The 12,905-nt window shown below is 69.1% G+C and carries 12 protein-coding genes and 1 other RNA gene; all 13 read right to left on the reverse strand.

Going from position 1 to position 12,905, the window contains the following annotated elements; translation table 11 throughout:
* Positions 1–6 precede the first annotated feature (6 nt).
* Positions 7–1,116 (reverse strand): phospho-N-acetylmuramoyl-pentapeptide-transferase, encoded by a 1,110-nt coding sequence (gene mraY / locus ACO2Q0_RS03685; RefSeq protein WP_423350119.1) that lies wholly within the window; start codon positions 1,114–1,116, stop codon positions 7–9.
* Positions 1,116–2,510: a UDP-N-acetylmuramoyl-tripeptide--D-alanyl-D-alanine ligase gene (locus ACO2Q0_RS03690; protein ID WP_423350120.1), complete on the reverse strand. Its 1,395-nt coding sequence runs from the start codon at positions 2,508–2,510 to the stop codon at positions 1,116–1,118. Before ACO2Q0_RS03690 ends, mraY begins: the two co-directional genes overlap by 1 nt.
* A complete protein-coding gene (locus tag ACO2Q0_RS03695) occupies positions 2,503–3,951 on the reverse strand; it encodes a UDP-N-acetylmuramoyl-L-alanyl-D-glutamate--2,6-diaminopimelate ligase (protein WP_423350121.1) in 1,449 nt (482 codons plus the stop codon). The genes ACO2Q0_RS03690 and ACO2Q0_RS03695 overlap by 8 nt, the downstream gene beginning before the upstream one ends.
* Positions 3,951–5,693, reverse strand: a complete 1,743-nt coding sequence (locus tag ACO2Q0_RS03700) for a peptidoglycan D,D-transpeptidase FtsI family protein (RefSeq protein WP_423350122.1) — start codon at positions 5,691–5,693, stop codon at positions 3,951–3,953. Before ACO2Q0_RS03700 ends, ACO2Q0_RS03695 begins: the two co-directional genes overlap by 1 nt.
* Positions 5,690–6,130 carry a cell division protein FtsL gene (gene ftsL / locus ACO2Q0_RS03705; RefSeq protein WP_423350123.1) on the reverse strand — a complete coding sequence of 147 codons (441 nt, stop codon included), beginning with the start codon at positions 6,128–6,130 and terminating at the stop codon, positions 5,690–5,692. Before ftsL ends, ACO2Q0_RS03700 begins: the two co-directional genes overlap by 4 nt.
* Positions 6,127–7,059 (reverse strand): 16S rRNA (cytosine(1402)-N(4))-methyltransferase RsmH, encoded by a 933-nt coding sequence (gene rsmH, locus ACO2Q0_RS03710; protein WP_423350124.1) that lies wholly within the window; start codon positions 7,057–7,059, stop codon positions 6,127–6,129. The genes ftsL and rsmH overlap by 4 nt, the downstream gene beginning before the upstream one ends.
* Positions 7,056–7,523 (reverse strand): division/cell wall cluster transcriptional repressor MraZ, encoded by a 468-nt coding sequence (locus tag ACO2Q0_RS03715; protein ID WP_423350125.1) that lies wholly within the window; start codon positions 7,521–7,523, stop codon positions 7,056–7,058. Before ACO2Q0_RS03715 ends, rsmH begins: the two co-directional genes overlap by 4 nt.
* Positions 7,524–7,823: 300 nt before the next feature.
* Positions 7,824–8,200, reverse strand: an RNA gene (gene rnpB, locus ACO2Q0_RS03720) — RNase P RNA component class A.
* A gap of 34 nt (positions 8,201–8,234) precedes the next feature.
* Positions 8,235–8,954 carry an N-acetylmuramoyl-L-alanine amidase gene (locus ACO2Q0_RS03725; protein WP_423350126.1) on the reverse strand — a complete coding sequence of 240 codons (720 nt, stop codon included), beginning with the start codon at positions 8,952–8,954 and terminating at the stop codon, positions 8,235–8,237.
* Positions 8,951–9,844, reverse strand: coding sequence for a DMT family transporter (locus tag ACO2Q0_RS03730; RefSeq protein ID WP_423350127.1), 894 nt, complete (start codon positions 9,842–9,844; stop codon positions 8,951–8,953). Before ACO2Q0_RS03730 ends, ACO2Q0_RS03725 begins: the two co-directional genes overlap by 4 nt.
* Before the next feature lie 37 nt (positions 9,845–9,881).
* On the reverse strand, positions 9,882–10,478 hold the full coding sequence (locus tag ACO2Q0_RS03735) for a DUF3052 domain-containing protein (RefSeq protein ID WP_423350128.1): 597 nt from the start codon (positions 10,476–10,478) through the stop codon (positions 9,882–9,884).
* Positions 10,479–10,482: 4 nt separating this feature from the next.
* Positions 10,483–11,625: an acyl-CoA dehydrogenase family protein gene (locus ACO2Q0_RS03740; protein ID WP_423350129.1), complete on the reverse strand. Its 1,143-nt coding sequence runs from the start codon at positions 11,623–11,625 to the stop codon at positions 10,483–10,485.
* A gap of 55 nt (positions 11,626–11,680) precedes the next feature.
* The gene (locus ACO2Q0_RS03745; protein ID WP_423350130.1) at positions 11,681–12,886 is read right to left on the reverse strand and encodes an acyl-CoA dehydrogenase family protein; all 1,206 of its coding nucleotides are present in this window, start codon (positions 12,884–12,886) and stop codon (positions 11,681–11,683) included.
* Positions 12,887–12,905: the final 19 nt, after the last annotated feature.

Below are 12,905 nucleotides of genomic sequence, written 5' to 3' on the forward strand. Positions count from 1 at the left end.
CCCTCCCTAGCGCAGCTTGAGCGTAGCGAGGCCCAGCAGGGCCAGCATGATGGCGACGATCCAGAAGCGGATGACCACGGTCGATTCCGACCAGCCCAGCTTCTCGAAGTGGTGGTGGATCGGCGCCATCAGGAAGATCCGCCGGCCGGTCCGCTTGAACCAGGCCACCTGGATGATCACCGACAGCGTCTCGGCGACGAACAGGCCGCCGATCACCGCCAGGATGATTTCGTGGCGGGTGGCGACCGCCACAGTGCCGACGGCGCCGCCCAGGGCCAGCGAGCCGGTGTCGCCCATGAAGATCTTGGCTGGGGGCGCGTTGTACCAGAGGAAGCCGAGGCCCGCGCCGATCAGCGCCCCGCAGAACACCGAGATCTCGCCGACGCCGGGCACGTGGTGGAGCTGCAGGTAGTTCGAGAAGACGAAGTTGCCCACCAGATAGGCGATCAGGCCATAGGCGGCTGCGGCGATCATCACCGGCACCGTCGCCAGCCCGTCCAGGCCGTCGGTGAAGTTCACCGCATTCGCAGCGCCCACGATGATGAAGGCGCCGAACAGCAGGTAGAACCAGTCGAGGTCGAGGAAGAACTGCTTGAACACCGGGAAGGTCACCGACGTCAGCAGCTCGGGCGTCTCGGCCGGCTTTTGGGCGAAAAGGACGATGAGGGCGACCGCGGCTATCGCGATGCCGGCCTCCAGCGCGAGACGGATCTTCCCCGAGACGCCGGCGGTCGATTGGCGGGTGACCTTGGCATAGTCGTCCATGAAGCCCAGCAGGCCGTAGCCGGCGGTGACCAGCACCACGGCCCAGACATAGACGTTCGACAGGTCGCTCCAGAGCAGCGTCCCGGCGAGCAGGCCCGCCAGGATCATCACCCCGCCCATCGTGGGCGTGCCGGCCTTCTCGATCACGTGGCGCTCGATGCCCTCCGCGCGGATCGGTTGGCCCTTGCCCTGCTTGGCCTGCATCCAGCGGATGAACCGCGAGCCCATGGCCACCACGACGAACTGGGCGGTGAAGATCGCCATGCCCGTCCGGAAGGTCTGGTATTTCAGCAGGTTGAGGATCGGGACATAGCCCGAGGCCGCGAACTGTTCGTACAGCCAGTAGAACATCAGGCCGCCTCCCCTGACCCGGAGCCAAACGCCGCCAGGGCCTGCGCGATGGCGCCGGCCTTCGACCCGTTCGACCCTTTGACCATCACCACGTCGCCGGGCTCTACGGCCTGGACGACCTGCGGCGCGAGCTCCGCAGCGGTTTCGGCGTACCCGCCCCGCCGAGTCGGCGGAAGGGCGTCCCAGAGGGATTTCATCAAGGGACCGGCGCAGAAGACGAGGTCGATCGCCGCAGCCTCCAGCGGCTCGGCCAGGCCAGCGTGGAACGCCTGGGCTTCGGGCCCCAGCTCCAGCATGTCGGTCAGCGCCACGATGCGGCGGCCGGCGGTCTCCCGCGCCCCCAGCGTCCTGATCGCCGAGGCCATCGAGATCGGGTTGGCGTTGTAGCTCTCGTCGATCAGCGTGAAGGTTCCGCTGCCCTTGCGGACCTTGGTCTCCGCCCCGCGTCCGGCCAGCGGCTCGAACGAACCCAGCGCCGCCAGGCTGTCGTTCAGGTCGACCTCGAGCGCCTCCAGCATCAGCAGCACGGCCATGCTGTTCAGGCCCCAGTGCAGCCCCGTCTGCAGGATCGGAAAATCCAGCGCCTTGCCGTGCAGCCGCGCCTGGACGACGGCGTGACCACCGGGAACCTGGAAGTCGATCAGGCGAGCGTCGCAGCTTTCGCCCGTGCCGAAGGTGCGGACCGTCGCGCCGACCTTGGCGGCTTCCGCCTTCAACAGGTCGAACCAGCGGTTGTCGGCGTTCAGCACGGCCACGCCGCCGGGCTCCAGCCCTTCGAAGATCTCGGCCTTGGCGCGGGCGACGCCGGTCTCGCCGTCGGGGAAGTTCTCGGTGTGGACAGGGCCGACGGTCGTCACCACGACGGCATGGGGCCGAACGAACTTCGCCAGCGGCCGGATCTCATCGGCGTGGTTCATGCCGATCTCGAAGACCGCACGCTCCGTGGCCTTCGGCATCCGCGAGAGCGTCAGCGGCACGCCGATGTGGTTGTTGTAGCTCTTCACCGACGAGTGCGCCGGCCCGGCCAGCTTCAGGCCGGCCATGATCGCCTGGGTGACGCTGGTCTTGCCGACCGAGCCCGTGACCGCGCCGCGCCTCACCCGGGGCGCACGGTCCCGCGCGGCGACCCCCAGCGTCTCGAGCGCCTTGAAGGTGTCGGGGACCATCACCGCCGGGGCGTCCACGGCCTGCGAGGCCAGCACGCCGGCCGCGCCCTTGGCCATGGCCTGGGCGACGAACTCGTGGCCGTCGCGGACGCCGGCCAGGGCCACGAACAGGTCGCCCTCCTCGATGCTGCGCGTGTCGATGGAAACGCCGGTCGCGTCGAAGCCGGCGGTAACCTTACCGCCTGTCGCGGCGGCGATCTCGGCCGCGGTCCACAGGGGCTCAGCCATGGACCAGCTCCAGCGCCTGGGCGGTCTCGGCCACGTCGTCGAAGGGATGGGTCACGCCGCCCACGATCTGGCCCTGCTCGTGCCCCTTGCCGGCCACCACCAGGATGTCGCCGTCGCGCAGCATGGCGACGGCCTCGCGGATCGCCTCGCGGCGATCGCCGATGTCCTTGGCGCCCGGGCAGCCGGCCATAACCTCGGCGCGGATGGCGGACGGAACCTCGGAGCGGGGATTGTCGTCGGTGACGATAGCGACGTCGGCCAGGTCGCCGGCGATTCGGCCCATGATCGGACGCTTGGTGCGGTCGCGGTCCCCGCCGGCGCCGAACACCACGATCAGCCGGCCGCGCGCGTGGGGGCGCAGCGCCTTGAGCACCGTCTCCAGACCGTCGGGCGTATGGGCGTAGTCGACATAGGCCTCGCCGCCGCGGGCGCCCTGCCCTACGCGCTGCAGCCGACCCGGCGCGCCTTCCAGCGCCTCCAATCCCGCGAAGGTCTCTTCCAGCGTCAGACCGGCGGCGCGGCAGAGGCCCGCCGCCACCAGCGCGTTCGAAGCCTGGAAGCCGCCGGCCAGCGGCAGGCGCACGTCCCAGGCCCGGCCCTCGCACTGGATGCGCAGCCTCTGGCCTTCCGGCAGCAGTTCGCGGCTGGCGAGCTTCAGATGCTGACCTCGCTCACCGACCGTCATCACCCATTGGCCCGCGATCACCGCCGACGCGGCGAAGGCCGGGAAAGCGTCGCTGTCGGCGTTCAGCACCGCCGTGCCGCCGCGCGGCAGCAGGGTGTCGAACAGGCGCAGCTTGGCGGCCTGATAGGCCTCCATCGTGCCGTGGTAGTCGAGGTGGTCCTGGGTGAGATTCAGGAAGCCCGCGGCGGTCAGCTTCACGCCGTCCAGCCGGCGCTGGTCGACCCCGTGCGACGAGGCCTCCATGGCGAAGTGCGAGACGCCCATGCCCGCCAGCGTCGCGAGCCACTCGGCCACGTCGGCGGCGTCGGGCGTCGTAAGCCCCGGCGGGGTCAGTTGCTCGACCGCGCCTCCGGGACGCGAAACCGTGACGCCTAGCGTTCCCATGCTGGCCGAGGTGCGGCCGGCGCGGGCGAACATCTGGCGGCAGAAGTTGGCGACCGAGGTCTTGCCGTTGGTGCCGGTGACGGCGACGCAGACCTGCGGCTGGCGGCCGAAGAACTCGGCGGCGGCGAGCGCATAGGCCCGGCGCGGGTCCTTGGCGACGATGGTCGGTACCGACAGCCCCAGGTCCCGCTCGGCGATCACCGCGGCCGCGCCCGCCTGCACCGCGGCCGGCGCGAAGCTCGCGCCGTCCACCTTCGTGCCCGGCAGGGCGGCGAACAGCACGCCCGGCTTCACCTTGCGGCTGTCGGCGGTGACGCCGGTGATCTCCGCGTCGCCCTCGACGCCGCGCTTGACGATCTGGGACAGGCGCATCACTGGCCGTCCCCCGCCGGGGCCAGGCCCGTGGCGGTATCGATGATCTCCGGCTGGCGCGGCACGCCGAGGAACGGCGCGATGCGTTCGATCACGCGGCCTGCGGCCGGCGCGGCCACCCAGCCGCCGGTCGCATAGCCGGCGGAACGCGCGGTGCCGTGCGGCTCGTCCAGCAGGATCAGCACGAAGTACCGCTTGGCCTCGACCGGCCCGCTGGTCGGGAACACGGCGGCGAACGACGAGACCTGGCGCTGGTGGTTGTAGCCGCGGATGGCCGGATCGTACTTCTCGCCGGTGCCGGTCTTGCCGCCCACCGACAGGCCCGGGATGTTGGCCGAGCGGCCGCTGCCCGCCTCGCCCGCGACGTTGGCGCGCATGATCGACAGCATCTGCAGCGTCGTGCGTTCCGACATGACCCGGGGACCATCCACGCCGGCCCCCGGTTCCTTCTTGCGGATCGTCAGCGGGATCAGCCGGCCGCCGTTCAGGATCGTGCCGTAGGCGCGCGCCAGGGCCAGCGGCGTGACGTTGATGCCGTGGCCGAACGAGGTGGAGGCCACCGCGTCCTCGTTCCACACCTTGGGCGTCAGCGGCCGGGCGGTTTCGATCAGCTCGACAGGCGCCGGCGAGGTCAGGCCGAGGTTCTTGAAGTACTTGCCCATCCGCTCGGGGCCGACGCCGACGGCCAGCTTGGCGGTGCCGATGTTGGAAGAGTGCTGGAAGACCTCCACAAGGGTCAGCACGGCGCGCGCGGCGTGGTAGTCGTGGATCGTGCGATAGCCCAGCTTGAAAGGCACCGTCGCGTCGAACGTCGTCGTCGGCGTCGCCACGCCCGTGTCCAGGCCGATCGCGACCGTGAACGCCTTGAAGGTCGAGCCCATCTCGAACACCGTCGCCGCGGCGCGGTTCGTCTGTGCGTAGACGCCGGCCTTGCCCGGCTTGTTCGGATCATAGACCGGCCAGCTGGCCATGCCGAGGATCTCGCCGGTATGCACGTCCGTGACGAGACCCACGGCGCCCTTCGGCGTGAACTCGTGGACCGCCTTCCAGAGTTCGTCCTCGAGCGCCCCCTGCACCCGCAGGTCGATGGACAGCGGGATCTGCCCGCCGGCGGCGGCGCGGATGTCTTCGTTCAGCGCCGCCTCGGCGCCCGAGATGCCCTCGCCGCCCGCATCCGAGAAGCCGACGATGTGGGCCGCGGACGGTCCCAGCGGATAGACCCGGCGCTGCTCGGGCTCGAAGCTGACGCCGGGCAGGCCCAGACCATGGACCTTGTTGCGCTCTTCGGGCGTCAGGGCGCCCAGCACGAAGATGCGGCGATTGCCCCTCAGCGCCCGCTCCAGCCGGTTGGCGTCCAGGTTCGGCAGGGCCGCCAGCAGCGAGCGCCGGGTCTCCTCGGGCTCCCAGATCTCGCGCGGATCGATGTAGAGGCCGTAGTGCAGCAGGTCGGCCGCCAGCAGCATGCCGTTGCGGTCGACGAGGTCGGCCCGCGTCGTGGCCGCCGGCGCGATGCGCCCGTCGGTCTTGGCCGCGTCCGAGAATAGCGCAGCGCGCGTGGCCCCGATCGCCAGGGTCACGAAGCCCAGCGAGAACAGCGCCAGGACGAAGAAGATGCGCAGGCGGGTGTCGTCCTCGGCCTTGCCGGAGGCGCGGGCGCGCTCGAAGGCATGCTCCAGCCCCCAGACCCGCGCCGACAGCCAGCGCGACAAGGGCGCCCGCAGCGAGGGCTGCCCGAGGCTCATCGTCCCGCCTCGGCCACGCGGAGGGGAGCGGCTTCCGGCGGCGGCGGCGGCGGCACGCCCGGCACGGCGTCGCCGCCGTTGACCATCGCAGCCACCACGGAGACCGCCTTGTCCTTCTTCGGCGGTCCGGCGCGGGCCAGGTCGATGATCTGCTCCGGCGTCGCCTCGCGGCTGGCCGTCACCGGCTCCAGCTTCAGATAGCCGACGGACAGGCGCTCGATACGGCCGGGTTGCTCCAGGTGGGCGACCTCGGCCTGCAGCAGACGGATGCGGGTCTTTTCGGTCTTGATCTGACGCTCGATGGTGGCGATCTCGGCGCGCTCGCGGCCAGCCATCGTCTTGGCGAGATAGACGCCCACGATGATCATCACCAGCAGGCCCACGCCCACCAGATCCACCAGACGGAAGCCGCGAATCCTCCGGCTCAGCAGGCTCATGCCGCATCCCTCCAGACCGGCGCATCGGTGCGCACGGCCGCTCTCAGCTTCGCCGAACGGGCTCGGGGATTGGCCGCCACCTCCGCCTCCGACGGGCCTCGGGCGCCGTTGAAGAGGAGCTGGAAGCTCGGCGCCGGGCCCTTTTCGACCGGCGGCGCGTGGCGCGATCCCGCCGGCGTTCTACCCGCTCGCACCTGCAGGAAACTCTTCACGATTCTGTCTTCCAGCGAATGGAACGTGACGACGCAGAGGCGTCCGCCCGCCTTCAGCACGCGCTCGGCGGCGGCGAGACCGGCCTCCAGCTCGGCAAGCTCCTCGTTCACCGCGATGCGGAGGCCCTGGAAGGCCCGCGTCGCCGGGTGGATCTTGGCGCCCCGCCGGCCGCCCAGCGCCTTCTCGATGAACTCGGCGAGTTCCAGGGTGCGGCTGAACGGCTGCTCTTCGCGGCGCTTGGCGATCGCCCGCGCGATCCGACGGCTCTCCCGTTCCTCGCCGTAGACGAAGAAGATCCGCGCCAGCTCCGCCGGATCGGCGGTGTTGACCAAATCGGCGGCGGTCGGCCCCGCATCGCCCATTCGCATGTCCAGCGGCCCGTCCTGCATGAACGAGAAGCCGCGCTCCGGCTGATCGATCTGCATGGAGGAGACGCCGATATCCAGGACGACGCCGTCGACGGCCGTATCGCCCAGCGCATCGCCCATCTCAGAGAAGCGGGCTTCCACAAGCCGGAAGCGGTCCTGGGGCAGACCGTCGGTGAAGCGCTTCACGGTCGGATCACGGTCGAAGGCGACCACGCCGGCGCCCGACGCCAGGATGGCCCGGGTGTAGCCGCCCGCGCCGAAGGTGCCGTCGACGATCGTTTGGCCGGGCGCAGGGGCGAGCGCGTCCACGACCTCGTTCAACAGGACGGGGACGTGCGGAGCGGTCATCCGGCGGCGCCCAGCTTGGCGGCCCGTTGCTGGGCGCGCAGTTCGGCCAGGCCTTGCCGGGCGAGCTCGCGCTGCGCGGCCCGATGGGCGTTGAAGGCTTCGCGTTCCCAGATCTGGAAGCGGTCGCCGAGGCCGACGATCACCACCCAGTCGGTCAGCCCGAACATGTCGCAGAGGCTCTCCGGGAGCGTGATGCGACCGGCCGTGTCGAACGAGAGCCTGGCCATTCCACCCAGCACCGAGGTCTCGAGAGCCGAGCGCAGGGGGTCGCCGAACTCCAGCTCCTCGATGACGCCGTTGTAGCGGTCGAACAGGGCCTTGCCGCCGCCTTCGATGCAGTCGGCCTCGATGGAGGGGAAGCAGAACACGCCGTCGAAGGGACCGGCGGCAAGCGCGCGGAATTCCTGCGGCACGACGATGCGCCGCTTGGCGTCCAGCTGCTTCTCGAAGGTCGAGAGAAACATCTCGCCCCAGGTCCCCTGCCACTCTCGCCTGAACCCGCAGGGCCGCCCCAACGCAGCTTTTGGTTAGCGAGACGTTGATTGGGGTATCATGGGATCAATTGGGATACAATGACTCTGGATGACTATTTCGGGCCAATTCAGGCGCTGCCGAGGTCAGTATGGTTAACGATTTCTACTTATCCACAGAACATACCTGGAACGACTAGCCTTCGGGTGAGCCGCACGCCGGCCCGGTGTCATGCGGGCCCAATCCAGCGCGTCGGATCGCCTGAGAAAGGGGCTCGGCATTGTGAGGCGAGACGGATCAGACGGCCTGTAAGCCGGGTTCTGTGCCGCCCTTGCGGGCGCGGCGATCATTCCTCTGGACCGCCCCTCGCGGGACGGTTCTCGCGACCAACCCGGATCCCTCGGGCCGACGACGGCCCTGCCGGATTTCTCCGGCGCAGGATCCCTATTCGGTCTTGCTCCTGGCGGGGCTTGCCGTGCGGCCTCTGTTACCAGCGACCCGGTGGGCTCTTACCCCACCCTTTCACCCTTACCTCCGCAAGCGGAGGCGGTTTGCTTTCTGTGGCGCTATCCCTGGGGTCGCCCCCGGCGGGCGTTACCCGCCGCCATGCCGTCGTGGAGCCCGGACTTTCCTCGAGCCCCGAAAGGCCCGCGACCGCCCGGCCGTCTGATCCGCACGGAAAGTGGGCGCTTGGCCCCTTGGGGTCAACCTGGCAGTCGCAGCAGGGCGATCAGCCGGGCGCGCGTCTCGCCGTCGGCGACGCCGTCGAACCGCTCGGGCCGCCAGTGCCGTTGGAAGGCGCTGACCACCGTCGCGGTGTCCTTGTCGAACTTGCCGGACGGCGGCAGGTCGTAGCCCAGCCGCGTCAGGCCCGCCTGCAGGGCGAAAACGGCCGCGCCCTCCTCGCCCTCGCCGATGGCCGCGCCGGGCGCGGCCGGCGCTTCCGCCCACAGGCCGTGGCCCGCCTCCGCTAGCCGCTTCCACGGGAACAGCTCACCGGGGTCGATCTTGCGGTCCGGCGCGATGTCCGAATGGCCGACGATGCGGGCGTCTTCGATCATCCAACGCGTGCGGATGTCGGCGACCAGCGCGACCACCGCCTCGATCTGGGCGTCGGGGAACGGGCGGTAGCCGAACTCGTGGCCGGGGTTGACGATCTCGATGCCGACCGACGTGTCGTTGAGGTTGCGCTGCCCCTTCCAAAACGAGACGCCGGCGTGCCACGCGCGCCGCTCCTCGGGCACGAGCCGGAAGATCCGGCCGTCCTCTTCCACGAGATAGTGCGACGAGACCTTCGCTTCAGGATCCCGCAGACGGTCGAGAGCGGCCTCGCCTGTTTCCATGCCGGTGTAGTGCAGGATCAGCGTATCCGGCGGCGCCGTGCGGGCGTTGAAGTTCGGCGACGGCGCCTCGATGAAGGTCATTGCGAGCGGTTCCAGACGGCGAGCAGCAGGGGCATCACCTGATTGCGGCGGAGCGCGATGATCAGGACGCCGGCAAGCGCCAGAGCCGTGCCGACCACCATCCGCGGGCCGAACGGATCGCCCAGCACCGCCACGCCAAGCCCGATGGTGGCCAGCGGGGTCATCAGCGTCAACGGCGAGATCAGCGTCGCCTCATAGCGCTGGATCAGCAGGTAATAGGCCGTGTGTGCGCCCACCGAGACGACGAGCGCCGAATAGACCGCCGCAGCCCAGAACCGCCAGCCCGCCTCCGACGCCGCTCCGAGCGCTCCAGGCTCGAAGATGGTCGACAGCAGCGCCAGCGGCAGCACCGACGAGAGGCCCACCCAGGCCTGGAACTGCAACGGCTTCACGCCTTCCATCTGCTTCATCATCACGGCGCCGAGCGAGCCCGCAAAGGCCGAGGCGACCACGAACATCAGCCCGGTCGACAGCGCAAAGCCATGGGGATCCCACATCACCGCCAGGGCGCCGGTCAGCGTCAGCGCGATGCCCAAGGCGCGGCGCCAGCGGATCTTCTCGCCCAGCATGAGGACGGAGAGCAGCGTCGTGATCGGCACCCCGACCTGCCCCACCACGGCCGCGGCCGATGGAGTGGTCATCTTCAGACCGATGAACAGCAGCGCGAAGTTCCCGCCGCCCATCAGCAGGCAGACGGCGATCATCCTCCACGCGGGGCGCGGCATCGGAAACAGCCAGGGAAACACCGCCAGCGCCACGACGGCGAACCGCACGACGGCATAGAACAGCGGCGGCGCGTCCAGGTAGCTCACGACGTACTTCGAGATGATGTTGTTCGACGCCCAGAGCAGGCAGACGAGCACCAGCAGTCCGAAGTCGCGGAGAGACATCATCTTCGGTTAGGGCGGTGCGCCGCCGGTCGCAACCTCAGTCGGCCTTCGGTCGCACGAAGCGCAGCGCCGTCAGCGTGTCGGAGAAGCCGACCACCTTGTTGTCGACCAGTCCCGCCCCTCTGGCCGCGGCGAGGACATGGATATCCTTCACCGTGGCGGCCTTGCCCTTGCGCGAGACGACCCACAGCGCTCCGCCCGGTCCCAACGACGGAACAAGCTCGGCGATGCGGTCGAGCTCGGCCTGGCTGTCCGCTCCGTAGAAGAGAAGGTCCAGCTCCTTCAACGCCTCGACCGGAACAGCGCCCCGGTCCGCCAGTTCGGCGGTGAAGGTTTCGTCCGTCACTCCAATCACCGCCGCCCGCATTCCCGGCTTAACGCCGATCTTGTCGAGTCTGCCCTTGGGATTGAGGATCGCGTCGGCCCAGCTCTTCGCCTGCCGCTCACCAAGCTCGAAGCGCGAGCCGTCGGCCAGCACCAACTCGGCGCCCTGCGCCTCCACGCCCTTCAGCGCATCGGCGTCGAACACGCGGCGCTCGCGACCGCGGAAGACCAGCTTCGGCGGTTCGTACTGGAGGCGACCCTCGTCCGCGCCGTCGGCGAGGACTGCGCGGACGTGGGCCTCCTTGCCCAAGGCCTCAGGCCGCCTGACCGAGGCTCAGGAACTCGTAGCGGGCGAGGTGATGGTCCACCGAGCCGAACGCGCTGGCGATCATGGTGGCGCGCTTGAAGTAGTGGCCGATCGCCATCTCGTCGGTCATGCCCATGCCGCCGTGCAGCTGGATCGCCTGCTCGCCGACGAACTTGCAGGCCTTGCCGATCTGCACCTTGGCGGCCGAGGCGGCCTTCGCGCGCTCGGCGTCGTCGGCCAGCTTGATGTTGGCCATGTAGGTCATCGAGATCGACTGTTCGAGGTTGATGAACATGTCGACCATGCGGTGCTGCAGCACCTGGAACGAGCTGATCGGCACGCCGAACTGCTTACGCTGCTTGGTGTACTCGACCGTGCCTTCCTGCAGGCGGCGCAGCACGCCGCAGGCCTCGGCGCAGGTCGCGGCGATCGCCTCATCGACCACCTTCTCCACCAGCGGCAAGCCGTTGTCGGCCGGTCCGATCAGGGCGTCGGCGCCCAGCGACACGTTCTCGAAATAGACTTCCGAGGCCAGGAAGCCGTCGACCGTCGGATAATCGCGGGTCGAGACGCCGGCCGCGCCGCGCTCGACGAGGAACACGGACACGCCCTGCGCATCGCGCTGCCCCCCGGCGGTGCGCGCGGTGACGATGAAATGGGTGGCGTACGGCGCGCCGATGACGACCGCCTTGTGCCCGTTCAGGGTCCAGCCGGCGCCGTCCTTCTTCGCCGTGGTCGAAAGGTCGGCCAGGTTGTAGCGGCCCTTCGGCTCGGCGTAGGCGAAGGCGAAGATGTTCTGGCCGCCGATGATGCCGCCGATCAGGTCGGCCGCGCCGGCGTACCCCGAGTGCTTCAGGAAGCCGCCGCCGATCACGACGGTGGGCAGGTAGGGCTCGACGACCAGCGCCTTACCCAGCTCCTCCATCACAACCATGTTCTCGATTGGGCCGCCGCCCAGGCCGCCCAGGTCTTCCGAGAACGGCGCGCCCAGGATGCCCAGCTCCTCGGCGAAGGCCTTCCAGACATCCGGCCGCCAGCCCGGCTCCTTGGCGAGCGCGGCGCGGCGCTTGTCGAAATCGTAGTTGTCGGCCAGGTAGCTCGCGACCGTGTCGCGCAGCATCGACTGTTCTTCGGTGAAGCTGAAATCCATCGGAGAGACGCTTCCTCAGAAAATGTGTGTGTCTGCGAAATTCGGGTGCTGAGCCTTAGAGGCCCAGCACCATCTTGGCGATGATGTTGCGCTGGATCTCGTTGGACCCGCCGTAGATCGAGGTCTTCCGGCCGTTGAAGTACTCGCCGGCCAGGCCGTTCGCGTACTCGGGGCCGACGCCCAGGTTCGAGCCGCGCAGGTCGCGCAGGAACGGCGCGCCGTAGTGGCCCACCGCCTCCAGAGCCAGCTCCTGCAGGCGCTGCTGGATCTCGGTGCCCTTGATCTTCAGGATCGAGCTTTCCGGGCCCGGCCCCTTGCCGCTCGATTCACCCGCCAGCGTACGAAGCTCGGTGAACTCGAGCGCCGTGAGGTCGATCTCCAGCTCGGCCACCTTGCGACGGAAGAAGGCGTCGCCGATCAGCGAGCCGCCGGCGTCGGACGTCTCGGTCGCGGCGATCTTCCGCAGCTTCTCGAGGTTGCGCTTCGAGCGCGCGACGCCGGCGATGCCCGTGCGCTCGTGCGCCAGCAGCGCCTTGGCGCAGGTCCAGCCCTGGTTCTCGTGGAAGATGCGGTTCTCGACCGGCACCTTCACGTTGTCGAGGAAGACGTCGTTGACCTCGTGGCCGCCTTCCAGGGTGATGATCGGGCGCACGGTGATGCCAGGCGTCTTCATGTCGATCAGCAGGAAGGAGATGCCCGACTGCGGCTTGGCGTCCGGGTCGGTGCGGACCAGGAAGAAGCCCCAGTCGGCGTACTGGCCGAGCGTCGTCCACGTCTTCTGGCCGTTGACGATGTAGTATTCCTTGCCGTCGTCCGCGGTGATCCGCTCGGCGCGGGTCTTGAGATTGGCGAGGTCCGAACCGGCGCCCGGCTCGGAGTAGCCCTGACACCACCAGACGTTCCCGTTGTAGATGTCGGGAAGGAACTTCTTCTTCTGCTCGTCCGTGCCGAACGTGTAGATCACCGGCGCCAGCATCGACATGCCGAACGGCAGGATCGGCAGGCAGTCGGCCTTCGCGGTTTCTTCCGACCAGATGTACTTCTGGGTAGGCGTCCAGCCCGTGCCGCCCAGCTCCTTCGGCCAGCCCGGAGCGACCCAGCCCTTCTTCGCCAGCACCTTGTGCCAGAGCAGGTACTCTTCCTTCGTCAGCGGCCGATGCTCGTCCTGCGCCTTGCGCAGCTCGGCCGGATAGTTGTCGCGGATGAAGGCGCGAACCTCTTCGCGGAAGGCGTTTTCTTCGGGCGTGAAGTCGAGGTTCATGGCCGTCTCCCTTACAAGC

Origin of the sequence: Phenylobacterium sp. VNQ135 (genome assembly GCF_049445735.1) — a bacterium.
In the GTDB taxonomy this organism is placed as follows: domain Bacteria; phylum Pseudomonadota; class Alphaproteobacteria; order Caulobacterales; family Caulobacteraceae; genus Phenylobacterium.

Coding starts and splice junctions, on each gene's coding strand:
- mraY (WP_423350119.1), bottom strand. CDS start 1,116: ATGTTCTACTGGCTGTACGAACAGTTCGCGGCCTCGGGCTATGTCCCG.
- ACO2Q0_RS03690 (WP_423350120.1), bottom strand. CDS start 2,510: ATGGCTGAGCCCCTGTGGACCGCGGCCGAGATCGCCGCCGCGACAGGC.
- ACO2Q0_RS03695 (WP_423350121.1), bottom strand. CDS start 3,951: ATGCGCCTGTCCCAGATCGTCAAGCGCGGCGTCGAGGGCGACGCGGAG.
- ACO2Q0_RS03700 (WP_423350122.1), bottom strand. CDS start 5,693: ATGAGCCTCGGGCAGCCCTCGCTGCGGGCGCCCTTGTCGCGCTGGCTG.
- ftsL (WP_423350123.1), bottom strand. CDS start 6,130: ATGAGCCTGCTGAGCCGGAGGATTCGCGGCTTCCGTCTGGTGGATCTG.
- rsmH (WP_423350124.1), bottom strand. CDS start 7,059: ATGACCGCTCCGCACGTCCCCGTCCTGTTGAACGAGGTCGTGGACGCG.
- ACO2Q0_RS03715 (WP_423350125.1), bottom strand. CDS start 7,523: ATGTTTCTCTCGACCTTCGAGAAGCAGCTGGACGCCAAGCGGCGCATC.
- ACO2Q0_RS03725 (WP_423350126.1), bottom strand. CDS start 8,954: ATGACCTTCATCGAGGCGCCGTCGCCGAACTTCAACGCCCGCACGGCG.
- ACO2Q0_RS03730 (WP_423350127.1), bottom strand. CDS start 9,844: ATGTCTCTCCGCGACTTCGGACTGCTGGTGCTCGTCTGCCTGCTCTGG.
- ACO2Q0_RS03740 (WP_423350129.1), bottom strand. CDS start 11,625: ATGGATTTCAGCTTCACCGAAGAACAGTCGATGCTGCGCGACACGGTC.
- ACO2Q0_RS03745 (WP_423350130.1), bottom strand. CDS start 12,886: ATGAACCTCGACTTCACGCCCGAAGAAAACGCCTTCCGCGAAGAGGTT.